At 31.5% G+C, this 23740-nt stretch carries 22 protein-coding genes; all 22 read left to right on the top strand.

All coding sequences use genetic code 11. The annotated features are described in order from the left end of the window. The first annotated feature begins 148 nt into the window (after positions 1-148). Positions 149-1039, top strand: coding sequence for an ISLre2 family transposase (locus tag HPRAE_RS00335; RefSeq protein ID WP_245528286.1), 891 nt, complete (start codon positions 149-151; stop codon positions 1037-1039). Beyond that, the gene (locus tag HPRAE_RS10840) at positions 1005-1235 is read left to right on the top strand and encodes a hypothetical protein (protein WP_050755986.1); all 231 of its coding nucleotides are present in this window, start codon (positions 1005-1007) and stop codon (positions 1233-1235) included. The genes HPRAE_RS00335 and HPRAE_RS10840 overlap by 35 nt, the downstream gene beginning before the upstream one ends. A 584-nt stretch (positions 1236-1819) precedes the next feature. Further along, entirely contained in the window at positions 1820-3439 is a 1620-nt protein-coding gene (locus HPRAE_RS00340) for a sigma 54-interacting transcriptional regulator (protein WP_014552254.1), read from the top strand. A 349-nt stretch (positions 3440-3788) separates the two neighbouring features. Then, positions 3789-4982 (top strand): methionine gamma-lyase, encoded by a 1194-nt coding sequence (gene megL / locus HPRAE_RS00345; RefSeq protein ID WP_014552255.1) that lies wholly within the window; start codon positions 3789-3791, stop codon positions 4980-4982. 176 nt (positions 4983-5158) lie between these two features. Beyond that, a complete protein-coding gene (locus tag HPRAE_RS00350; protein WP_014552256.1) occupies positions 5159-5818 on the top strand; it encodes an aspartate/glutamate racemase family protein in 660 nt (219 codons plus the stop codon). Between the two features lie 18 nt (positions 5819-5836). Continuing rightward, entirely contained in the window at positions 5837-7192 is a 1356-nt protein-coding gene (locus HPRAE_RS00355; protein WP_014552257.1) for a Na+/H+ antiporter NhaC family protein, read from the top strand. Positions 7193-7498: 306 nt separating this feature from the next. Continuing rightward, positions 7499-8668, top strand: coding sequence for a M24 family metallopeptidase (locus HPRAE_RS00360; RefSeq protein WP_014552258.1), 1170 nt, complete (start codon positions 7499-7501; stop codon positions 8666-8668). 124 nt (positions 8669-8792) lie between these two features. Next, entirely contained in the window at positions 8793-9461 is a 669-nt protein-coding gene (locus tag HPRAE_RS00365; RefSeq protein WP_014552259.1) for a GntR family transcriptional regulator, read from the top strand. A gap of 105 nt (positions 9462-9566) precedes the next feature. Beyond that, positions 9567-10766, top strand: coding sequence for a trans-sulfuration enzyme family protein (locus HPRAE_RS00370; protein WP_014552260.1), 1200 nt, complete (start codon positions 9567-9569; stop codon positions 10764-10766). Positions 10767-10851: 85 nt separating this feature from the next. Next, positions 10852-12021 carry a M20 family metallopeptidase gene (locus HPRAE_RS00375; protein ID WP_014552261.1) on the top strand — a complete coding sequence of 390 codons (1170 nt, stop codon included), beginning with the start codon at positions 10852-10854 and terminating at the stop codon, positions 12019-12021. A 53-nt stretch (positions 12022-12074) separates the two neighbouring features. Continuing rightward, complete coding sequence (locus HPRAE_RS00380) at positions 12075-12680, top strand: TRAP transporter small permease (protein WP_014552262.1); 606 nt, start codon at positions 12075-12077, stop codon at positions 12678-12680. A 24-nt stretch (positions 12681-12704) separates the two neighbouring features. After that, the gene (locus HPRAE_RS00385) at positions 12705-13985 is read left to right on the top strand and encodes a TRAP transporter large permease (protein ID WP_014552263.1); all 1281 of its coding nucleotides are present in this window, start codon (positions 12705-12707) and stop codon (positions 13983-13985) included. A 46-nt stretch (positions 13986-14031) separates the two neighbouring features. Further along, a complete protein-coding gene (locus HPRAE_RS00390; RefSeq protein WP_014552264.1) occupies positions 14032-15084 on the top strand; it encodes a TRAP transporter substrate-binding protein in 1053 nt (350 codons plus the stop codon). Between the two features lie 230 nt (positions 15085-15314). Next, complete coding sequence (locus tag HPRAE_RS00395) at positions 15315-16496, top strand: dicarboxylate/amino acid:cation symporter (protein WP_014552265.1); 1182 nt, start codon at positions 15315-15317, stop codon at positions 16494-16496. 18 nt (positions 16497-16514) lie between these two features. Then, entirely contained in the window at positions 16515-17189 is a 675-nt protein-coding gene (locus tag HPRAE_RS00400; protein ID WP_014552266.1) for a helix-turn-helix transcriptional regulator, read from the top strand. Between the two features lie 63 nt (positions 17190-17252). After that, positions 17253-18467, top strand: coding sequence for a threonine ammonia-lyase (ilvA, locus tag HPRAE_RS00405; RefSeq protein WP_014552267.1), 1215 nt, complete (start codon positions 17253-17255; stop codon positions 18465-18467). Positions 18468-18497: 30 nt separating this feature from the next. Continuing rightward, positions 18498-18878: a RidA family protein gene (locus HPRAE_RS00410; RefSeq protein WP_014552268.1), complete on the top strand. Its 381-nt coding sequence runs from the start codon at positions 18498-18500 to the stop codon at positions 18876-18878. A gap of 432 nt (positions 18879-19310) precedes the next feature. Then, positions 19311-19883 (top strand): 2-oxoacid:acceptor oxidoreductase subunit gamma family protein, encoded by a 573-nt coding sequence (locus tag HPRAE_RS00415; RefSeq protein WP_041606866.1) that lies wholly within the window; start codon positions 19311-19313, stop codon positions 19881-19883. Beyond that, positions 19876-20172, top strand: coding sequence for a 4Fe-4S binding protein (locus HPRAE_RS00420; protein WP_014552270.1), 297 nt, complete (start codon positions 19876-19878; stop codon positions 20170-20172). Before HPRAE_RS00415 ends, HPRAE_RS00420 begins: the two co-directional genes overlap by 8 nt. Before the next feature lie 12 nt (positions 20173-20184). Continuing rightward, positions 20185-21366 carry a 2-ketoisovalerate ferredoxin oxidoreductase subunit alpha gene (gene porA, locus HPRAE_RS00425; protein ID WP_014552271.1) on the top strand — a complete coding sequence of 394 codons (1182 nt, stop codon included), beginning with the start codon at positions 20185-20187 and terminating at the stop codon, positions 21364-21366. 21 nt (positions 21367-21387) lie between these two features. Then, a complete protein-coding gene (locus HPRAE_RS00430) occupies positions 21388-22341 on the top strand; it encodes a thiamine pyrophosphate-dependent enzyme (RefSeq protein ID WP_014552272.1) in 954 nt (317 codons plus the stop codon). A gap of 92 nt (positions 22342-22433) precedes the next feature. Next, a complete protein-coding gene (locus HPRAE_RS00435; protein ID WP_014552273.1) occupies positions 22434-23627 on the top strand; it encodes an acetate/propionate family kinase in 1194 nt (397 codons plus the stop codon). Positions 23628-23740 lie beyond the last annotated feature (113 nt).

Raw genomic sequence — 23740 nt, forward strand, 5'->3', positions numbered from 1 at the left:
TTCAAATTAAAATTAGACAAAAAAATAGAAAGAAGACTCCCTTTTTGATAAAATGTTTTTAGGACAAAAAACAAAATAGAAAGGGGAGTCTTCTTATTATGCCTCTAAAAACACTGAAGATATTGATTATACTTATCTTGTAGATGATATCTTTGGTATTGAAAGATACCAGCGACTGGATAAAGGTCTAGAACTTGATCTGGTAGAAAAGGCTGAAGAATATTCCTATCAGAAAGCAGCTAACATGGCTTCTAGGGTTGTTCCTTTAAGTAAGCAGACAACTTTAAACAAAATAAAAAAACTTGGTAAAATAGACAATAGAGCTACTGACGAGAAACTTGAAGATAAAGAGAAAAAGAAAGTTAAATATCTTTACATAGAAGCAGATGAAGATCATATCTCTATCCAGAAGAAAAACCGTGATGAAGATGAGAAAAGTAAATCTAAGAACAAAATAACTAAGCTTGTTTATGTACATGAAGGACGTCAAGGAGCTAGAAATAAATTAAAGAATGTTAAATTCTTCTCTGGTATTTACAACAAGTCTGAAGACCTCTGGGAAGAGGTTTTAAGCTATATAGATGATATTTATGACATGGACTACATAGAGACGATATTTTTAGCAGGAGATGGAGCAAACTGGATTAAAACCGGTCTAAAAGAGATTCATAAAACAAAATATATACTGGATAGATATCACTTGAATAAATATGTAATTAAGGCAACTGGGCACTATCCAAAACAAAGAAGTAATCTCTGGTTGGGTTTAAATCAAGCTAAAATCAAATGGGTTAGATCAACTTTTAAAATACTGTCAGAAAAAGCAGAGAATGAGGAAGAAAAAGAGAGAGTTAAGAAAACAAGAAGTTATATATACTCTAATTGGGCAGGTATAGAGAACTTTGTAAATGATTCAAATGCAGAAGGTTGTAGTGCGGAAGGTCATGTAAGTCATGTATTAGCTTCGAGAATGTCTTCGAGACCTTTAGCCTGGTCAGAAGATGGTGCAGATAGAATGGGCAAGATTAAGAGCATTTAAATATAATGGCGGTAAAAAAGATGATCTATTCAAACTATATGAGCATAAAGAAAAAGAAAAAAGAATCAAAATGAGAACCGAAAGAATTATAGATCATAGAAAAACATTATTTCCTGTTGCTAAGGAAACAGTTCCTGCCTTACGTAAAGGCAAAGTTAATGGATTACAGAGAGTAATAAAGTCTCTAGCATTTTAAAATATTTACAGGGAGTCTTAATTTATTTCCAAAACCTACTTGGCACAATCGTAAGGTTCAACACCTTCAAATATTCCAGTTAGTATGATATAATACTAATTACAAGGTTATAAAAATAGTAATGCTAACTCACAACCTGAGTTCAGCCCCTTGTCGTAAAAGTGAATATATGGAGTTGCAAACACTAATCCTTGTTTGTGTAAAATATTCAAGGTATCGCAGAATTAATGTATTCCCAGAATAGCTATATAGCTATGAGGGATAATGGGTTTGTGGACAGCCCCTAGTGAATAAGGTAATCTACATTTGTAGAGGAAACTTAAACTACAAACTTCACTAAAAAGCTACTAGTAATATACTTGTTTTTTTGAGTATATGAAGTATAGCGAAGCTCCATCTAAATTTTTAATTTAGGTGGTGAGGTTCACATGATAAACTTATTATACATTTGCTTGACTTAATTATTGGATTTTTATTTTATTAATTCGATAAATTCAGGCAAATGTTTTTGTTTAGCAGAAGCTTTAATTAAAGCTTAAGGCTTTTTTGATAATTTTAAGATTATTATGAAATGAGGGAAAAATATGAGTTGCTCTTTTAAAGTCGATGTAGTAGATACTCCTGGAGTTACCAGTAAGCTTTTAAATATTGTTGACAGTTTTAATTTAAACTTAAAAGCAATGGAAGTAATTCCTGGAGAAATTTTTATTCGGATTAGTAAATTGCCAAAATCTGAGCCAGATTCTACTCAAGAATTATTTGATAGATTAAAAAAGTTAGAGTTTGTTAAAGATGTTTATGATATAGAGTATATGCCCTTTGAAATTAAAGAACAGCAGTTGAAAACAGTAATGAATAATCTAAAAGAAGGAATTATAGCTATAGATAAAAATGGTAAAATTAGTACAATGAACAAGTCAGCGGAACTAATGCTTAATGTTGCTTTAGAAAATTCAATTGGGAAAAATATTAATCAGATTATAGATTCTAAACAATTGCCAATTATGGAAACTCTAAAAAAAGAAAAGAAAATTGAAAATGAAGAGATATTTGTAGAAGCTGACTATGGTCAATCACATTATTTTACTACAACAACTCCAATTTTTGATGCAGAAGATAATTTAATTGGAGCAGTAGCCTCAATGAAAGACATAGATGAAGTAAGAAAACTTTATAATACAATTTTAGAAAGTCCAGAGATTCAATTTAGTGATATAATTCACCAAAGTAAAAAAATGCAGCAGTTGATAGAATATGCAAGAAGATCTGCTCAAAATGATTCTACAATTTTTATTAGAGGTGAAAGTGGAACAGGTAAAGAATTATTTGCCAGAGCTATTTATTCTGCTAGCTCTAGAAATCAGGAAGCTTTTGTTCCTGTTAACTGTGCAGCCTTACCAGATTCCTTATTAGAAAGTGAACTTTTTGGCTATGAAGAAGGATCGTTTACTGGTGCTAAAAAAGGTGGTAAACAAGGTCTTTTTGAACTAGCAGATAAAGGAACTATTTTTTTGGATGAAATAGGAGAGATGTCAGCTCATTTACAGGCTAAGCTTTTGCGGACTTTAGAACAAAAGCAAATCAGAAAGGTCGGAGGAGATAAAGTAATTAATATAGATGTTCGAGTTATTGCAGCTACAAATAGAAAGATAGAAGAGATGATTAGAGAAAATAAATTTAGAGAAGATTTATATTATCGCTTAAATGTGATTCCAATAGTTATTCCACCGCTGAGAGAAAGAAGAGAAGACCTATTACTTTTAAGTAAATACTTTCTTTGGAAAATAACAACTAAAATGAGAATCCCAAATAAATATTTAAATCCAGCTGCCAAAGAAAAAATATTAGCTTATAATTGGCCAGGAAATGTAAGAGAATTAAAAAATGTTTTAGAAAGGGCAATTAATTTTGTCTCTTCCCAAGAAATTAAAGCAAAAGATATAATTTTTGATCAACTCCGTTTGCGCAATAATAATAGCTTAAAGGATGAATTTAATAATTATCAAGCAGAAGATAATTTATTGAGTGGGGACTATTTAGAAGTAAAAGAAATGGCTCCAATTAAAAAAATGGTAAATGAATTAGAAAAATTAGTAATTGATTATACACTTCAGGAAGAAAAAAGTTTGAGAAAGGCAGCTAAAGTCCTAGGTGTCTCACATACAACTGTTTTAAATAAAGCTAAAAAATATAATCTGCAATAAAACTTTCCACCTGTTAAATTAATTTTACAGTAGGATTAACTATTATTTGATAGTAATAATCTTTTAATTTAAGCTAATCATTTTTAATCCGCTTTCTTAAAATGTAAATAATAATTGACAAAAATCTAAATTTTAAGACTATTCATATAAATTTTATATTTTATATTTCAGTTTTAAAATTTCAAAAATTAAAATAAAAGTCTTAAAGCCTGTTAAAATAGGAATATAAATATTATTTGCAAAAAGTCTTAATTTTTGGCATATTAATTGCATTATATTGTGAGTGAGAGCAAATAAAAATATAAATTAAATTATTTTTAAATTAAATTATTTACAGGGGGTTTTTATTTTGGAAAAGAAAGATTTAGGAAAATTAGGATTTCAATCACTTTGTTGTCATGCTGGTCAACATGCAGATCCTCAAACTGGTGCTCATAACACACCTATTTATCAAACATCTACTTTTGCCTTTCAAAATGTAGAAGACGGAGCGAAAAAGTTTGCTGGAGAAAAAGAAGGATATATTTACACTAGATTAGGTAATCCAACTCAAACAGCTTTAGAAGAAAAAATGGCTGCTTTAGAAGGTGCTGAAGCTGCAATTGCTACTGCATCTGGAATGGCGGCAATTTCTGCATCTGTAATGGCTGTTGCTTTTGCTGGAGATCACATTCTGGCCCATGATTGTCTCTATGGATGTACTCATTCCTTAATGGAAGAAATATTACCAAGATATGGAATTGAAGTTACTTTTGCTGATTTATCTAATTTAGATAATGTTGATAAAAATCTACAAGATAATACAAAATTAGTTTATCTTGAAACACCATCTAATCCAACTCTTAACCTAGTTGATATTGAAGAAATTAGTAAAAAAGCTCATGCAGCTGGAGCAAAAGTTATAGCAGATAACACTTTTATGACTCCTTATTTACAAAATCCTTTAGCATTAGGAGCAGATATGGTTGTTCATAGTGCTACTAAATACATAGGTGGTCATGGAGATGCTATAGCAGGTGTGATTGCTGGTAATCAAGAAATGTTAGCTGATATTAGAATGACTACTCTTAAAGACTTTGGTGGAATCATTAGTCCTTTTAATGCCTGGTTATTATTAAGAGGTCTTAAAACTCTACCTTTAAGAGTCGAAAAACATAATCAAAATGCTATGGAAGTAGCTAAATTCTTAGAAAAACATGATAAAGTTGAAGAAGTATTTTTCCCAGGTTTAGAAAGTCATCCTCAGCATGAATTAGCTAAAAAACAAGCCTCTGGTTTTGGTAGCATGATCAGTTTTGAATTAAAAGGTGGTCATAGTGCAGGAGAAAAAATGATGAATAATGTTAATTTAGCTACTTTAGCTGTTAGTTTAGGTGATGTTGATACTTTAATTCAGCACCCAGCTTCAATGACTCATGCTCCAGTACCGCGTGAAGAAAGATTAAAAGCTGGAATTACAGATGGTTTAGTTAGAATTTCAATTGGAATTGAAGATTTAGATGATATTATAGCTGACCTTGACTCTGCTCTTGCAAAAATATAAAATAAGAGTAGTTTAAACTAAAATAAATTATATTATATAGAAATTATATTCTTTAAATAAGGGACCCTAACTATTGCAAAGGGGTCCCTTATAGGATATAATTAATCAGAATCTTTTTATAATTAATGATCAGGATAAGACTATATAATTTATAATTTAAGAATGGAGGTCTTAAAATGGAGGTGAGTAAAGAAATAAAAGTTGGGATAATCGCAGGAACTCCCTATGACACAAAATTAGGAGTAGAATATTTTAGGGAGCAGAATTTGAAAGTTTTTGCTGAAGCAGTAGCAGCTAGTCCAGAAGAACAGAATTATTTACAGTATATTAATCCTAAAAAGTTAGAAGAGATAACTTTAGAAAAAATTGAAAATTTAAAAATTAAAGAAGCTGAGTATATTATAATTTATTGTAATTCATTGAGTGCAGTACTTGATAAAAAGAAACTGGAAAAATTATCAGCTATAAGAATTATAACCCCACTTGATATTTACAAAAATCTCGTAATTGATAAAAAGAGAATTGCAATTTTAGCAGCTAATTCTCAGAGTGCAGCCAAAATTGAAAAAATGTTTATGCAAAAAAATCCTAAACTTGAATATGTAAGTGCTGGTATTCTACCAATTGTAAATTACATAGAGCAAAGAGTAGATCCAGCCACTATAGTTAAAGAATATGGACTTTTAGAAATTATATCCTCTTTCAAGAAAATGGAGATAGCTAAAATAGTTTTGGGATGTACTCATTTTCCGTATTTGGAAAAAGAAATAATGAAAATATTTCCTGAAATAATTAATCCAGCTCAGGAGATAGTAAGACAAATAAAAAATTATTAATATGGGGGTAATTTTTAAATGAAAAAGGATATTGAAAAAATTGATAAAGGAAATCCGGTAGCATTAGTTCCTTTATTTGTCTTTCTTGTTTTATACTTGGGAATGGGTATTTATTTTTCTATGCAGGGTGTAGAAATGGCTTTTTATCAGTTTCCAGCTCCAATAGCTGCTTTTGTAGGAATCGTTGTAGCATTTATAATGGGGTCTGGTTCTATTCAAGATAAAGTGAATTCATTCATTAAAGGTGCAGGAGAAAATAATGTTATTATAATGTGTATGATCTATTTACTTGCTGGTGCTTTTTCTGCAGTTTCTCAGGCTATGGGGGGAGTAGATGCAACAGTAAATTTAGGACTTTCAGTTATTCCATCTCAATTTTTACTACCAGGTTTATTCGTAATAGCAGCTTTTATTGCAACAGCAATGGGTACTTCAATGGGAACAATTGGAGCTGTGGTTCCAATCGCTGTAGGTATTGCTTCTAAAGCAGCTTTACCATTACCTTTAACTATTGGGGCTGTTGTAGGTGGTGCAATGTTTGGAGATAATCTTTCCATAATTTCTGATACTACAATTGCTGCAACCCAAACTCAGGGAGTTGAAATGAGAGATAAGTTTAAAATGAACTTATTGATTGTTTTACCTGCAGCTTTAATTACTTTAGTCTTTTTATTCTTTTCAGGTGAAACAGCAGTTCAAGCATCAGAGTATTCTTTTGAATTAATTAAAGTTTTACCTTATGTTGCTGTTTTGATTTTTGCTTTAATTGGAGTTAATGTTTTTGTAGTTTTATTTGGCGGTATGGTTTTATCTGGTCTGATTGGAATTGCTTTTGGAGACTTTACTTTTATAGCTATGGCTCAGGAAGCATATGCTGGTTTTAATAGTATGACTGAAGTTTTCTTCCTTTCAATGTTTGCCGGAGGTTTAGCGGCCATGATCCAAAAAGAAGGTGGACTCCAGTATTTAATTCATACTATTTCTAGTAAAATAAAAAATAGTAAAGGGGCAGAACTTGGAATTGCAGCTTTAGTTAGTGTTACAGATATTTGTACTGCAAATAATACAGTTGCAATTATTATCAGTGGTCCTCTGGCCAAAGATATTGCTTTAGAAAATGAAGTTGATTTAAGAAGAAGTGCCAGTCTTTTAGATATTTTTGCTTGTGTCTGGCAGGGTATAATTCCTTATGGAGCTCAGCTTTTATTAGCTGGATCTTTAGCTGAAATTTCACCAATGGTAATTATACCGAATTTACATTATAATTTCTTAGTATTGATTTCAGGTTTATTAGCAATTTATTTTGCCTTCCCTAAAGCAAGTGATATTTTTGATAATCGAGTAGAAGAACAGCAAGGTAAGATTGCTAATTAAGAATTAAATTTAAGTAGATAATTAAAAATTAAGCTGTGAGTAATAGGTAGAAAACATTTGCAAATGTTTTCTACCTATTTATTTATTGAGAATGTAAAAGAATTTTAGATTCAGCTAAATCAGCAAAAATCAAAGCTTTTTAAAAAAATAAAAATAATTTTTGAAAAAAAGAAGGAGATTTTAAATAAGAGGAGAATTAATAAAGTATAAGCAATTGTCGACAGATGACTGTATATTATTTTCAATTATCTAAAATTACTAAATCTAACTAAGTTTTGCTTTAGTAAACTTAAAAGGAGGAATAAAATGTTATTTACAGAAAAAGAATATGAACAAAGGATTCAAAAAACTAAAAAAAGAATGGAAGCTGCTGGCATTGAAGTTCTAATTGCAACTCATCCTGCTAATATGAACTATCTAACAGGATATGATGGCTGGTCTTTTTATGTTCATCAATGTGTGATTATTTCTTTAGATCAAAAAGAACCAGTTTGGATTGGTAGAAATATGGATGGTAATGCAGCAAAAGTAACAACCTTTTTGAGTCCAGAGAACATAAGAAATTATGCAGATGATTATGTTCATTCCCCAGTTGGTAAACATCCAATTGATTTTGTAGTAGAAGTAATTAAGGAAAAAGGCTGGGAAAATAAAATTTTTGGTTTAGAAATGGATCAATTTTATTTTACTCATAAAACATATCAAATTTTAAGTGATAATTTAGCTAATGCTAGTTTTAAAGATGCTACTTTTTTAGTTGCTAAAGTTAGGGCAATTAAATCAGCTCAAGAAATAAAATTTATGCAAAGAGCTGGTAAAATTGCAGAAAAAGTTATGAAAACAGGTATTGAAGCAGTTAATGTTGGGGTTAGAGAATGTGATGCAGCAGCTAAAATTTCGCATGCTCAAATTAGTGGTACTGATGAATTTGGAGGCGATTATCCAGCAATTGTACCTTTAATGCCTGCAGGTGATGGAATTGATGCTCCCCATTTAACTTGGTCTGACAGAAAATATCAAGAAAATGAAGCTGTTATTTTAGAACTTTCTGGCTGCTATAATCGTTATCATGCTCCAATTGCTCGGACATTATATTTAGGTGAAGCTCCTGCTAGAATGCAAGAAATAACTGATTTGGTATTAGAAGGTTTAGAAGAAACTTTGGACTTTATTAAACCAGGTGTAACTTGTGAAGCAGTAGAAGAAAAGTGGAGAAATTCAATTGCTAAAGGTGGTTTAGTTGATGCTTCTAGGCTGGGATATGCTTTTGGTTTGAATTATCCACCAGACTGGGGAGAACAAGTTGCAAGTATGAGACCAAAAGATAAAACTGTACTTAAAGAAAATATGACTTTTCATTTAATTCCAATTATTTGGCAGGATGATATAGGTTTTGAAATGAGTTCTGCAATTAGAATAACTGAAAATGGTTGTGAAGAATTTTATGATTTCCCTAAAAAATTATATACTAAATAAAGATTGAGAATAAAAATTAAAAGAAAAGCTCAATTTGAAATTGGGCTTTTCTTAAAAAATAATTGAAAGCTTATTTCAGATATGATATACTGTAAACAGTCGACAAATAAAAAGGAGGTGGACTATGAATAGTCAAAAATCTTATCAAACTCAAAGCCTAAAGGATGTGGCTGTTGATTATTTAACTCAAAAAATAATGACAGGTGAATATAAACCAAATGAAAAAATAAATGAAGTTCAAATTTCTAAAGAATTGGGGATTAGTAGAGCTCCAATTAGAGAAGGAATTAAAGAATTAAGCAGCCAAGGCCTTGTTAATCAGATACCTCGCAAAGGAACTTATGTAGTAGAGTTGACTGAAAAAGATGTTAAAGAAATTTATGAAATAAGAATTTCTATAGAAAATTCTATAATTGAAAAAGTTATAACTGAAAATAGATTAAAAAATAAAGATTTTGCTTGCTTAAAGCAAAAGATTAAATTAATGGAAAAAATAGCTAACTCGAAGGCTGATTTTAATACAAAAAAGATTAAAATCAATAGGGAAGATATAAAATTTCATAAATATATTTGGGAAAAAGCAGATAGTCCTAGAAGGTTAGAAATTTTATTTGATTTACACCGTCAGTTACAAATGGCAATGTTATTTGATACTGAAATGACTGGTGATCTTAAAAATACTGCTGAGACACACCATGCTATAGTAAAATATTTAAAGGCTGGTGATATTCAAAAAACTCAGGCTGCTTTAGTTGATCACATTGAAATGTATAATTTGGAAAATCAAAATTAGCAATTAAAATTAAGGGGCTAAACTCTTAATTTTTAATTATTGTCGACAGTGTACAGTTTACTTTAGAATATTCAAATTTTAACTTAAAAAAGGGAGGAATAAAAAATGAAAAAAGAAAAAATGGGGTTTGGTTCCAAAACAATTCATTTAGGTCAAGAACATGATCCAAGAACTGGTGCCCATAATAGCCCAATTTATCAAACTTCAACTTATGTTTTAGAAAATGTAGATGAGGCAATTAGATTAAATAAAGATCAAGAATTAGGTTATACATACACTCGTTTTCGCAGTCCTTCAGAAGCAGAATTAGGGAAAAAAGTTGCTTTATTAGAAAATGGAGAAGAAGGTATTGCTTTGGCTTCTGGTTTAGGAGCAATCTCTACAGCAATTATGACCCTTGTTAAAGGTGGAGATCATATTGTAGCAAGTGATGTTCTTTATGGCTGTACAATAACTTTTATGGATCAAATCTTGTCTGATTATGGAGTTGAACTTACTTTAGTTGATACAACTGATTATGATGCAGTAAGAGATGCAATGCAGACAAATACTAAAATTGTTTATTTAGAAACTCCTTGTAACCCGATTTTAAGAATCACTGATATTGAAAAAATATCTGAAATTGCTCATGAGCATGGAGCCCAAGTTTTAGTAGATAGTACTTTTGCTTCTCCTTATATTCAAAATCCACTTGATTTAGGAGCAGATGTTGTAATTCACAGTGCAACTAAATATTTAAGTGGTCATGGAAATGTAGTTGCTGGTATTATTGTCGGAAGTGAAGAATTTATTCGTAAAGTTAGAATGCCCCATTTACAAACTTTAGGAGCAGTTATTTCTCCTTTTGATGCTTGGCTTGTGATGCAGGGAATGAAGACTTTAGAATTACGAATGGAAAGACATTGTGCAAATGGAATGAAAGTAGCTGAGTACTTAAATGAGCATCCAGCAGTAGAAAAAGTATATTATCCTGGTTTAGCTGATCATCCTCAACATGAGTTAGCTAAAAAACAAATGAATGGCTTTGGTGGAATGATTAGTTTTGACCTCAAAGATGGATTTGAAGCTGGAAAAGCTCTAATGAATAGTGTTGAAATGATTAGTTTGGCTACAAGTTTAGGTAATGTTGATTCTTTAATTCAGCATTCTCCTTCAATGAGTCATTTTGATATGACTCCTGAAGAAAGAGCAGCAGTTGGGATTAATGAAGGTCAAGTTAGATTATCAGTTGGAGTTGAAAATGTTGAAGATATTATTGCTGATTTAGAAGAATCTTTAACTAAAATGGAAAAATTGATTAAATAAAATTAAAATATCAACCGTTTTTAAAAGCGGTTGATATAAATTTATTCTCAATAAAATTCAAAATATTCTCAAAGGAGGAAGTGGAATGAACTTAAAGGAAAGAGTTTTAGAATTAGAATCAGAACTAATTCAGCTGCGCAGAGAATTTCATAGAATGCCAGAATTAGGTTTTGAAGAATTTAAAACTTCAGAAAAAATATATAATTATTTGCAAAAGTTAGGACTTGAAGTGGAAAAAATAACTCAGACAGGAGTTGTTGGCCTTTTAGAAGGTGAAAAATCTGGTAAAACTGTAATGCTGCGAGCTGATATGGATGCTTTACCTGTTAAAGAAGCTACTGGCCTTGATTTTGCTTCTGAAAATGATGGAGTAATGCATGCTTGTGGCCATGATGGTCATATGGCTATGCTGTTAATTACTGCTAAAATTTTAGCTGAAAATAAAGATAAGATAGCTGGTAAAGTTAAATTTGTTTTTCAGCCAAATGAAGAAGAAGCAGGGGCTAAATATATGGTTGCAGATGGTGTTTTAAAAGAGCCTACAGTAGATGCTGTTTTTGGGATCCATCTTTGGGCCCCCATTAATGCTGGAACTATTGGGGTATCTGCTGGCCCTTTTATGGGTTTACATGAAAATTTTGTTTTAAAAATTAAAGGCCAAGGTGGACACAGTGGTAATCCTCATACTGCAGTTGATCCTTTTTTACCAATGGCTAATATTATTCAAAGTGTACAAATGATTCAGACTAGAGAAATAGATATTTTAAAACCAACTTTAATTATGTTTGGCCAGATAGAAGGAGGCACAGCCCCAAATATAATTCCTGGTGAACTAAAAATTAAAGGTTCAATGCGTTATCTTTATCAAGGTGGAGATGATAGTAAAGAGTGTCCAGAAAAAAGGTTTGAGCGGATAGTGAGTAATATTTGTCAGGCTCATCGAGCAAGTTATGAATTAGAATTTTTCCCAAGTAATAGTACTTTGATTAATGATCCAGAAACAACTGAAATTGTAAAAGCAGCAGCAGTAGATGTTTTTGGAGCTGAAAATTTAATTAATTATGTTTGTATGGCGGGAGAAGATTTTGCTGAATTCACAGCTGAAGTGCCTGGTACTTTTTATTTTATTGGAGCAGGAAATAAAGAAAAAGATTGTATTTATCCTCATCACCATCCTAAATTTGATATTGATGAAGATGTACTTACATTAGGAGTGGAAATGCATCTTAAAAGTGTTTTTAACTTTTTAGATTAAGTTTAATTTAATTTTAATTAGAAAACTTAAATTAATGAGAGGTGATAGCAAAGATGAATCTAATTATAAATTTAAATAAAAAAGTGAGAAAATTAGAAGAACTTTTAATTAGCTATGGAATTATTATTATGGCTATTGTTTTAGTAGCAAATGTAATTTCTAGAGTTGTTTTTAGTAATAGTATTCAGGCTGCAGAAGAGATTGGCCAAGTATTAATTGTAATGATTACCTTTATTGGTACAAGTTATGCTGCTCGAATGGGAAAACATATTACTATGTCAGCCTTAATTGATTCAATTCCGCGTAAATATAAAAAGTTCTATATCTATTTTACTTCTGCTGTATCTACAGTATTATTATGGTGGCTTGGTTATTTAGGTACTTTATATGTTCTCAGAATTATGAACTCTGGTCGAATTACACCATCTTTACAATTTCCGATGTGGATTTTGTATATTTTTGTCCCTTTAGGATTTTTCCTCGCCTCACTGCAGTATTTAGTTACAATTGTAGCTAATATTCAAGATAAAGAAAAAATCTATATTGGGAGTGAGAGAACTTTAACTGAGGCTGATATTAGTTGTGAGTTAAATGAAGACCTTGAAGTTGAAACTGGGCTTAAAGATGCTAAAAAAACAACAGAAAAAGTTGTTAATTAAACTAAAAAGTTAGGAGTTGAAAAGATGGTTACTTTATTATTAGGTCTCATGTTTAGTTTTTTATTTTTAGGATTCCCTTTAATGTTTTCCATGATTATTGCTCCACTTGTTGTTTTAATTAAAGAGTTTCCTGTAATCCAACCAATGCTAATAACTCAGCAGACAATAGCAGGAGTATCACCTTATACTTTATTAGCTGTGCCAATGTTTATTTTTGCAGCTGATATTATGAGTACTGGTGAAACAGCAGATCGGTTATTAGATATGGTAGATAAATTTGTTGGTCATATGAGTGGAGGTTTAGCTATTACAACTGGTGCTACTTGTACTCTTTTTGGAGCTATTTCTGGTTCAACTCAGGCAACCTTAGTAGCAGTTGGTAAAACAATGCATAAAAAAATGTCAGAAGCTGGTTATGATATTTCTCATACACTAGCTTTGTTAATGAGTTCAGCCAATATTGCTTTATTAATTCCTCCCAGTATTACCATGATTATGTATGCAGTTATTACTGGAACTTCAGTCGGGGAATTATTTATTGCAGGAATTGGACCAGGGATTATTGTTTTTCTACTTTTTGCTATTTTTGATTATATTTATGCTAAGTACAAAAAGATTCCTACTACCCCTAAAGCTAGCTGGTCAGAAAGATTAGAATCAATTAAAAGTGCAATCTGGCCTTTAGGTTTTCCAGTTATTGTTTTAGGAGGATTTTATACTGGAATTTTTAGTCCAACAGAAGCTGCAGCTTGTTCAGTTTTATATGCTGCTTTAATAGAGCTCTTTGTTTTTAAATCAATTAAATTTAAAGATTTGCCTGATATAGCACTTTCAACTGGAGTTGTAACAGCAACTGTTTTTATTTTAGTGGCAGGAGGTCAGGCATTTTCGTGGGTCATTACCTTTGCTAAAATACCACAGATGTTAACTTCTGGAGTTTTAGGTGCAGATCCTTCAGCAACTTTTGTTTTATTTACAATCAGTATTTTCTTTTTTATCTCTTGTATGTTTGTCGATTCAATCCCAGTTATTTTAATTTTGACTCCTATTTTTTATCCAGTAGCTATGAAAGCAGGAGTTGACCCTATTCATTTAGGCTTGATTGCGACTATGCAGGCTGGAATTGGAGCTATAACACCACCTTTTGGTTGTAATATTTTTACTGCTTCGGCTGTTTTTGATGAAGACTTTATTACTGTAGTCAAAGGTGTTTGGCCGTATATGCTTTTATTTGTTTTTGCTTCAATAATGATGGTTCTTTTCCCAAGCTTAGCTTTATTCTTTAGGGATCTAGTTTATTTTTAAAATTTGATTTAAAATAATTTAGCAAAAATTAGAAGGAGTGAATTAAATGTTAAAAAAAATTTTAGTAGGGTTTTTATTATTAACTTTAGTTTTTGTGCTTACTGGCTGTGGCTCAGAAGAAGAGGCAGCAGGAGATGGAGCAGCAGAGACTCAAGAAGCTATAACCTGGACCTTTGCTCATGAGGAAGTTCAAGGTAGTGTACAAGATCGTTATGCTCAAAAATTTAAAGAAGCAATTGAAGCAAAAACTGATGGTGCTGTTAAAATCGATGTTTACCCTGTAGGTCAATTAGGTGATGGGGCAAATCAAGTTGAATTATTACAAAATGGAGCAATTCAGCTAGGAATTAATAATCCCGGTTCAGTTGGAACTTTGGTTCCTGAAACTAATCTTTTCTCTTTACACTTTTTACTCCCTTCAGATATGGATAAGGCACATGAGTTAGTAAATAATAGTGAAGCCATGGAAATGTTAAATCAAAAATACTTAGAAAAAAATATGAAAGTTTTAGGTTGGTTTCCTGAAGGATATCAAATGTGGACTGGAAATAAAAAGATTACCGAGCCTGCAGATTTTGAAGGTTTTAAAATTAGAACTATGGCTTCTCCAGTAATTTCTGAAAGTTATAAAACTTATGGAGCAGATCCTACCCCAATTCCATATATGGAAGTTTATAGTAGTTTGCAATTGAATATGATTGATGGCCAGGTTAATCCAATTTTTGCAATTGAAGAAATGAAATTTTATGAAGTCCAAGATTATATGATGCTTTCAAATCAGGCCATTTTTGTGGGAACTTTTGTAGCTAATGATTTATTCTGGGATTCATTATCAGCTGCCAGAAAAGAGCAAGTAAAAGCAGCAGCAGATGAAGCAACAGCTTATATTTTAGGTGCTCAAAAAGATCTTAATGCTACTCGCTTAGAGTCTATTAAAGAAAATAGTGAAATGGAAATTGTGGAGTTAACTCCTGCTCAACGGGAAAAGTTTAAAGAAGCTAGTTTACCTGCCAGAGAATTTTATGTTGAAAAATATGGAGAAGATGCTGGTGAAATATTAGAGATGTTATTAGAAGATGTAGCTAAAATAACTAAATAATTAACAGCTTAGCCCCCATAACTAAGTTGGAAATTAAATTAGGACTGCTGGCTTTAAAAATCCAGTGGTCCTTTTAAAAAATTAACTTTATTAATTAGATAATTAGTTGAATTTTTGTTATTTATTAAAAAAATTTAATAATAGCTTGACAAATTGTTTAAATAGTTTTAAAATAAAGTTAATATTAGAACTTTTTAAAAATTTAAAAAACTATTGGGGAGTGGTATTTGATGAAAAAATTAGGGTTGGTACCAAGGCTATTATTAGGTATTTTTTGTGGTATTTTGATTGGTTCTTTTTTACCAGAAGTATTTTCAAAATTAATTTATACTTTTACTTATATTTTTGGGGAATTTTTAAATTACATAGTTCCTTTTGTAATTTTAGCTTTTATTATACCAGGAATTGCAGAATTAGGTGATAAAGCGGGGAGGTTATTGGGGTCAACTGTTTTAATTGCTTATGGCTCTACAATTACTGCTGGGATAAGTGCTTATTTAATTGCTAGTAGAATTGTGCCTGCAATTGTAAAAAGTGCTTCTGTTGCTAACCCAGAAGAAGGTGGATTAGAACCTTTTTTACATTTAGAGATTCCACCACTACTTGGAGTAATGACAGCTTTAGTTACAGCTTTTGTAATTGGTATGGGAATCAATTATATTAGAAATAATGGTGATCACCAGAACTTATATGGATTTATGAATGAGTTTAGAGATATTATAGTTTTAGTTATTGAAAATGTAATTATTCCATTTTTACCTTTCCATATCGCTGGTGTTTTTGCTAATATGGCTTATTCCGGAACTGCATTTGAAACTCTAAATGTATTTGGTAAAGTCTTTGCTTTAATTATAGCTATGCACCTTGGTTATTTAGTGATTTTATATTCTATTTCTGGTAGTGTTGCAGGTAAGAATCCATTTAAGAGTTTAAAAAATATGATTCCTGCTTATACAACTGCTATTGGTACAATGTCAAGTGCAGCAACTATTCCAGTAACTCTTAAAAGTGCTAAAAAGAATAATATTAGAGAAAAAATAGCTGATTTTGTTATTCCACTATGTGCTACAGTTCACCTTGCTGGAAGTACAATTACTTTAACTACTTGTGCTATTGCTGTTGTTCTAATTCAGGGGGGAACACCGCAATTTGGCCATTTTCTTCACTTCATCTTAATGTTAGGAATAACTATGATTGCTGCTCCAGGAGTTCCAGGGGGAGCTGTAATGGCTGCTTTAGGATTATTAACTTCTATTTTAGGTTTTGGAGAAGGAGCAACAGCTTTAATGATTGGTCTTTATCTTGCTCAAGATAGTTTTGGTACAGCTACTAATGTTACAGGTGATGGTGCAATTGCAATGATGGTTGATGCTATTGGTAAAAAAACTGAAAAAGCTAAGAAAACTGCTTAAGTAAAAGGAGGCGATTTATTGAGACTTCAAATAGATAATAAAAGAGAAGTCCATCCATATTTAAATAATATGAAATCGGTTGCTGAAGGTATTTTTAAGTTTTTAGGTCAAGAAGCAGAAGTTTTAATTCATGATTTAAGTCAACCAGAAAGTTCTATTATCTTTATTGCAGGGGAATTAACAGATAGAGAATTGGGAGGTCCAATTACTGATGTAGGCCTTAAAAGATTAAGAGATAAAAACAATCCTGATGATGTTTTAAATTATAAAAATCAGTTAGAAGATGGAAGAATCTTAAAGTCTTCAACCATGTTTGTAACAGATGATGATGGTCAGGTTTTAGGCTGTCTGTGTGTTAACTATAATATCACTAACTTTTATATGGCAGAAAATGTGATTAAAAATTTCTGTAACTTTAATCAACGAAGTTCTAAAAAAGATACAGAAACTAAACATGAAATATTTGCTGAAAATATAAATGATGTGATGACAAAAATAATGAATGATGCTATAAAACAAGTAAAAAAACCAATTCTTTATATGGAAAAAGAAGATAAAATAGAAATTATTAAATATCTAGATCAAAGAGGGGCATTTATGATTAAAGGTGCTGTAGATCAGGTTGCAGATAAATTAAATGTTTCCCGTTATACTATTTATAATTATCTAAAAGAAATAGATACTGGGGAATAATTTTAATTTAAAAACTTTAATTAGTAAAAATAATGTCCAGCTTAGTTATGGGGGAGATAAATAATGGCTGTTGTTAGTTTAGATGATATTAAAAAAGCTCGCAAAAAACTTAAAGATGTTGCTTTGAAAACGAAGCTAGATCATTCTAGAACTTTTAGTAAAATGAGTGGAAATCAAATTTATTTAAAGCTAGAAAATTTACAGAGAACTGGTTCTTTTAAAATTAGAGGGGCTTATAATAAAATAAGCAACTTAACTGAGGCAGAAAAGAAAAATGGAGTTGTAGCCGCTTCAGCTGGTAATCATGCTCAGGGGGTTGCTTTAGCAGCTTCTAAAATGGGGATTAAATCTACAATAGTTATGCCTATTGGAGCTCCGATTGCTAAAATTAATGCGACCCAAGGTTATGGAGCTGATGTTATTTTAAGTGGAGAAAGTTATGATGAAGCACATGCTGAGGAAGAAAGATTTGCCAAAGAAACTGGAGCCACAATTATACCAGCTTTTAATGATCCAGATGTTATTGCAGGTCAAGGTACAATTGGGCTTGAAATTTTAGAAGAAGTACCAGATATTGATGTGGTAATTACTCCAATTGGGGGAGGTGGTTTACTTTCAGGAGTTGCAGTGGCCCTTAAAGAATCTAATCCAGATATTGAAGTGATTGGAGTTGAGTCAGCAAATGCAGCTTGTATGGCTGAGTCAATGAAACAAGGCTGTTTAGCCCATTTAAATGGAGTTGATACAATAGCTGATGGCATAGCCGTTAAAACACCTGGTGATCTAACCTATAAAATTATTTCTGAATATGTTGATCATGTAGTAACAGTTGAAGAAGAAGAAATAGCTCATGCTATTTTATTATTAATGGAAAGAGCTAAATTAATTGTTGAAGGAGCAGGTGCAACAACTTTAGCTGCAGTTTTAAATAATAAGATCAATATTCAGGGTAAAAAAGTAGCAATAGTATTAAGTGGAGGTAATATAGATTTAGACATGGTTGCCACAATTATTGAGCGTGGTTTAATTAAAGCTGGTCGCAAAATCACTTTTGAGACTTATCTTTCTGATAAACCTGGTTCACTCAGAGATTTATTATCTACTATTACTGAAACTAAAGCAAATGTAGTTTCTATTAATCATGATCGATTAGCACCTGATACACCTTTAAAAAGTGCTAAGGTTCAGCTAACATTAGAAACTAAAAATGAAGAACATATCCAAAAAATACAGCAAGTTTTAAAAGAAAATAATTATCAAATAAAAAATTTACATTAAATTAAAGCAAACTAATAGGAGGAATTTACAATGGCAAAAGAAATAATTCATACAGATCAAGCACCTGCAGCTGTAGGTGCATATTCACAGGCAGTTAGAGCAGGTAATACAGTTTATTTATCAGGACAAATAGCTATTGATCCAGCAACACAAGAAATTATTGAAGGTGGAGCTGAGGCTCAAGCTAAAAGAGTTTTAAAAAATCTAGAAGCAGTTTTAAAAGCAGCTGACTGCACTTTTAAAGATGTTGTTAAAGCAGAAATATTTTTAGATGATATTAATGACTTTGCTACAGTTAATGATATTTATGCTGAATATTTTACAGAGGAACCACCTGCAAGAGCTTGTGTAGAAGTAGGTAGATTACCTAAAGGTGTTGCAGTTGAAATTTCATTAATTGCAGTTAAATAAATTATTTAATTTTGATTCAAAGTTCTCAAGTTGTGCTTAGAGCTTGAGAACTTTTTGAGTCAAAAAAGTTTAATTAAGTTAAAAAAAATGAACATTGTTAATTTTTCTTAACAAAGATTAATTTTATTTATAAGCTCTCTAAGAGTTTTAGCTTGTTTATAATAGATTATAGTCGTTTATAATTAATTTTAAATTACTGTAAAATATTATTTACAATTTATTTTAATAAATAAATAAAATTAAAGAAAATATATACTTATTAAACTTTATTTGAAAATTATTAACAGATATTTATTGTTTAAAAGGCTTTTAATTTAATTAAAAGCAAAAATAAAGAAAATTTTTAATAATTTAAGCTTTAGGTATAAAATATGCATTATTATATAAATGAGATTAAAGTTATACCAAAACCAGAAGGGAAGTGTAAGAGATATGATGCAGATCAGATGGCATGGTAGAGGCGGCCAGGGAGCAAAAACTGCTTCTCTACTTTTAGCAGATGCAGCTTTTTCTACCGGCAAATATGTACAGGGGTTTCCAGAATATGGCCCAGAAAGAATGGGAGCACCAATTACAGCCTATAATAGAATTAGTGATGAAAAAATAAGAGTTCACTCTAATATTTACAACCCGAATTATGTAGTTGTAGTAGATGAAACACTTTTAGAAAGTGTAGATGTTACAGCAGGTTTAAAAGAAGATGGAGCAATAGTTGTGAATACAGCTAAAGCTGGAGAAAAAATTAGAGAGAAATTAAAAGGATATCAAGGTGAATTATATACAGTAGATGCAAGAGAAATTTCAATGGAAACAATAGGTAGATATTTTCCAAATACCCCAATGTTAGCAGGTTTAGTGAAGGTAGCAGAAATAATGCCTGAGAATGATTTTATAGAAGAAATGGGCAATTTATTTAAGAAAAAATTTGCTTCTAAGCCAGAAGTTATAGAGGGTAATGTAGCAGCATTAAAAAGAGCTTTAAAAGAGGTGAAGACACATGGTTAAGATTAACGAAAAGTCTAACTGGAAAGAAGTTACTCCTGGAGGAACTATTTATAACACAGGTAATGCAGCTGAGTTTAATACAGGAGATTGGAGAGTAAACAAACCAATATTTAAAGAAGATAAATGTATTCAATGTTTGCTATGTGCACCGGTTTGTCCAGATAGTTCAATTCCTGTCAAAGATGGTCAAAGGCTAGAATTTGACTATGATCACTGTAAAGGATGTGCAATTTGTGCTGAAGTATGTCCAGTAGATGCAATAGAAATGGTTCCAGAAGGCCAAGAATAAGGAGGTAATAAAATGAGCATTAGAGAAAAATTATCAGGAAACGAAGCAGCTGCCATAGCTTTAAAACAGATTAACCCAGATGTAATGGCTGCTTTTCCAATAACACCATCAACAGAAATACCACAGTATTTTTCTAAATATGTAGCAAATGGAAGTGTAGACACAGAATTTGTACCAGTAGAATCAGAACATAGTGCAATGTCAGCTTGTGTTGGGTCTCAAGCAGCAGGAGCCAGAACAGTTACTGCAACTTCTTCTTGTGGATTAGCCTTAATGTTTGAAGAACTTTATATAGCTTCTTCATCTAGACTGCCAATTATTCTTTCAGTAGTAAATAGAGCTTTATCAGGTCCAATTAATATTAATGCTGATCATAGTGATTCAATGGGAGCTAGAGATTCTGGGTGGATTCAGCTTTATTCAGAGGATAATCAGGAAGCATATGATAATTTAATTCAAGCAGTTAGAATTGGAGAACATGAAGATGTTCAACTTCCAGTTATGGTTTGTCAAGATGGATTTATTACTAGTCACGCTATAGAAAATATAGAGCTTTTGGAAAAAGAAGTAGTACAAGATTTTGTGGGAGATTATCAAGCTAAGGAATATCTTTTAAATAAAGATAATCCAATTGCTATGGGACCATATGATACTGCTGATTACTATATGGAGCATAAATATCAACAAAATAGAGCTATGGAAAATGCAAAAGCAGTAATTGAAAAAATTGCAGCTGAATTTAAAGAAATCTCAGGTCGAGAATATGATTTTTTTGAAACATATAAATTAGAAGATGCTGACTATGCAATGGTTGTTCTAAACTCAACTGCAGGTACAGCAAAAGCAGCAATTGATAAAATGAGAGCAGAAGGTAAAAAGGTTGGTCTCTTAAAAATAAGAGTTTTCCGTCCTTTTAATGCTGAAAAATTAACTGAACTTTTAAAAGATATTAAGTATGTAGCGGTAATGGATAGATCAGAAACCTTTTCTACAGCAGGTGGACCAGTTTTCCACGAAACATCTGCAGCACTTTATCCTTTAGCAGAAAGACCAGAATTAATTAGTTATATTTATGGCTTAGGTGGCCGTGATGTAACAATTGAATCAGTAGAAAGTGTTTTTAATGATTTAATGGAAATTGAAAAAGCCGGAGAAGTTAAAAATAGATATAGATATTTAGGATTAAGAGAATAAAAACTCAGGAGGTGAAGGGATATGACAGAAAAATATAATTTTAAGCAGGAAATGGAAAAAGAAGAAAGATTAACAGGTGGACATAGAATGTGTGCTGGTTGTGGAGCACCAGTAGCTGTTAGAGCAGTACTCAGAGCTTTAGAGGAAGATGATGAAGCAGTAATTGGATGTGCAACAGGATGTTTAGAAGTTTCAACCTTTATGTATCCATATACAGCATGGAAAGACTCTTTTATTCATAATGCTTTTGAAAATGCAGGTGCAACAACTAGTGGAGCTGAAGCAGCTTATCAATCCCTAAAAAAACAAGGTAAATTAGCTAATGATAAAGATCATAAGTTTATTGCCTTTGGTGGAGATGGTGGAACATATGATATAGGTTTCCAGTCTTTATCAGGAGCCATGGAGAGAGGCCATGATATGACTTATGTTTGTTATGATAATGGAGCTTATATGAATACAGGTATTCAGCGATCTTCAGCTACTCCTAGATTTGCAGATACTACAACAACTCCAGTTGGAACTGAGAAAAAAGGTAAAAGTCAGTATCGTAAAGATTTAACTGCAATTATGGCTGATCATAATTTACCTTATGTAGCTCAAACAACATTTATTGGTAATTTTAAAGATTTACATCAAAAAGCTAAAAAAGCAATTTATACAGAAGGGGCTACCTTCTTAAATGTAATGGCTCCTTGTCCAAGAGGTTGGAGATATCCACCTGAAAAAATGATGGAACTTTGTAAATTGGCTGTAGAAACTTGTTACTGGCCTATGTTTGAGATTGAAAATGGTGAGTGGAAGTTAAACTATAAGCCGAAAGAAAAAATGCCAATAGAAAAGTTCTTAGAAGCTCAAGGAAGATTTAAGCATATCACAAAATCTGAGAAAAAAGATATGATTGAAGAAATGCAAGCAGAAGTAGATCATCGTTGGGAAAAATTGTTAATCAGATGTGGAGAAAAAGAGAAGTAAATTAGTGCTTAATGAAGACTGCTGGCTTGAAAATACCAGCGGTCTTTTTTTTGATAATAATTTTAAATTCTATTAAGTGGAGAGTGTTATTAATGAAAATTTTTGTAATCAATTGTGGTAGTTCATCTTTAAAATATAAAGTCTTTGAGATGGAAACAGAAAATGTTTTAGCAGAAGGAATTATTGAAAGAATTGGAATTGCTAATTCATTTTTGAAATATGAAAATAATAAAGGACAAGAGTTAAAGATAGAAGCAGAAATTAAAACTCATAAAGCTGGAATACAATTATTAATTGAGAATCTTTTAGCAGCTGAGCACGGTGTTTTAGAGAGTATGGATCAAATCAAAGCTGTAGGACATCGAGTTGCTCACGGTGGAGAAAAATTTGACAGCTCAATTTTATTAAATGAAGAAATTTTGGCTGAGGTAGAAGCAATGTCTGATTTAGCACCTCTGCATACTCCCGCTAATTTAATGGGGATTAGAGTGTGCCAAGAATTAATGCCTCAAACTCCTCAAGTAGGTGTTTTTGATACTTCTTTCCATCAGACAATGCCCGAAAAAGCATATCTTTATGCTCTTCCTTATGAGTATTATAAAAAGTATGGAGTTAGAAGATATGGTTTCCATGGTACTTCACATGGTTATGTTGCTCAAAAAGCAGCTGAACTTTTAGATCAAGATTTAGAAGAACTTAAAATTATTACCTGCCATTTAGGTAATGGTGCCAGTATGGCAGCTGTAAAAAATGGTAAATCAATTGATACTAGCATGGGTTTTACTCCTTTAGAAGGCTTAGTAATGGGAACTCGCTGTGGAGACATTGATCCAGCTATAGTACCTTTTATTATGGAAAAAGAAGATTTAAAGCCAGCTGAAATAGATAATATTTTAAATAAGAAAAGTGGTTTAGCTGGAGCTTCCGGGGTTAGTAGTGATATGAGAGATATTGAAAAAGAAGCTGAAGCAGGAAATGAGCAGGCAGAGTTAGCTTTAGAGATTTTTAATTATCGAGTTAAAAAATATATAGGAGCTTATGCAGCAGTAATGGGCGGAGTAGATGCAGTAGTCTTTACAGCTGGAATAGGTGAAAATGCAATTGAAACTAGAACTGAGATTTTAAAAGGCTTAGAATATCTAGGTATAGAAATTGATGAACAGGCTAATAATTGTCGGGGAGAAGAAAAAATAATTAGCAGTGCTGATGCTAAAACTAAGGTGATGGTGATCCCAACAAACGAAGAATTAGTTATTGCTCGTGACACTAAAAATATAGTTAGCTAAAAGTAGATTTAAAAATATAATCATAGAATTTTAAACAGGCATTTACTATTAAAATTTAAAATTAATGGTAAATGCTTTTTTATGTGAATTATTTAGTAAATGCTGAAAATCTA

This window comes from Halanaerobium praevalens DSM 2228 (assembly GCF_000165465.1).
In the GTDB taxonomy this organism is placed as follows: Bacteria; Bacillota; Halanaerobiia; order Halanaerobiales; family Halanaerobiaceae; genus Halanaerobium; species Halanaerobium praevalens.

What these genes read in the sequence shown, in the direction of transcription:
- HPRAE_RS00340 (WP_014552254.1), top strand. Translation starts at nt 1,820, where the DNA reads ATGAGTTGCTCTTTTAAAGTCGATGTAGTAGATACTCCTGGAGTTACC.
- HPRAE_RS00350 (WP_014552256.1), top strand. Translation starts at nt 5,159, where the DNA reads ATGGAGGTGAGTAAAGAAATAAAAGTTGGGATAATCGCAGGAACTCCC.
- HPRAE_RS00355 (WP_014552257.1), top strand. Translation starts at nt 5,837, where the DNA reads ATGAAAAAGGATATTGAAAAAATTGATAAAGGAAATCCGGTAGCATTA.
- HPRAE_RS00360 (WP_014552258.1), top strand. Translation starts at nt 7,499, where the DNA reads ATGTTATTTACAGAAAAAGAATATGAACAAAGGATTCAAAAAACTAAA.
- HPRAE_RS00365 (WP_014552259.1), top strand. Translation starts at nt 8,793, where the DNA reads ATGAATAGTCAAAAATCTTATCAAACTCAAAGCCTAAAGGATGTGGCT.
- HPRAE_RS00370 (WP_014552260.1), top strand. Translation starts at nt 9,567, where the DNA reads ATGAAAAAAGAAAAAATGGGGTTTGGTTCCAAAACAATTCATTTAGGT.
- HPRAE_RS00375 (WP_014552261.1), top strand. Translation starts at nt 10,852, where the DNA reads ATGAACTTAAAGGAAAGAGTTTTAGAATTAGAATCAGAACTAATTCAG.
- HPRAE_RS00380 (WP_014552262.1), top strand. Translation starts at nt 12,075, where the DNA reads ATGAATCTAATTATAAATTTAAATAAAAAAGTGAGAAAATTAGAAGAA.
- HPRAE_RS00385 (WP_014552263.1), top strand. Translation starts at nt 12,705, where the DNA reads ATGGTTACTTTATTATTAGGTCTCATGTTTAGTTTTTTATTTTTAGGA.
- HPRAE_RS00390 (WP_014552264.1), top strand. Translation starts at nt 14,032, where the DNA reads ATGTTAAAAAAAATTTTAGTAGGGTTTTTATTATTAACTTTAGTTTTT.
- HPRAE_RS00395 (WP_014552265.1), top strand. Translation starts at nt 15,315, where the DNA reads ATGAAAAAATTAGGGTTGGTACCAAGGCTATTATTAGGTATTTTTTGT.
- ilvA (WP_014552267.1), top strand. Translation starts at nt 17,253, where the DNA reads ATGGCTGTTGTTAGTTTAGATGATATTAAAAAAGCTCGCAAAAAACTT.
- HPRAE_RS00410 (WP_014552268.1), top strand. Translation starts at nt 18,498, where the DNA reads ATGGCAAAAGAAATAATTCATACAGATCAAGCACCTGCAGCTGTAGGT.
- HPRAE_RS00415 (WP_041606866.1), top strand. Translation starts at nt 19,311, where the DNA reads ATGATGCAGATCAGATGGCATGGTAGAGGCGGCCAGGGAGCAAAAACT.
- HPRAE_RS00420 (WP_014552270.1), top strand. Translation starts at nt 19,876, where the DNA reads ATGGTTAAGATTAACGAAAAGTCTAACTGGAAAGAAGTTACTCCTGGA.
- porA (WP_014552271.1), top strand. Translation starts at nt 20,185, where the DNA reads ATGAGCATTAGAGAAAAATTATCAGGAAACGAAGCAGCTGCCATAGCT.
- HPRAE_RS00430 (WP_014552272.1), top strand. Translation starts at nt 21,388, where the DNA reads ATGACAGAAAAATATAATTTTAAGCAGGAAATGGAAAAAGAAGAAAGA.
- HPRAE_RS00435 (WP_014552273.1), top strand. Translation starts at nt 22,434, where the DNA reads ATGAAAATTTTTGTAATCAATTGTGGTAGTTCATCTTTAAAATATAAA.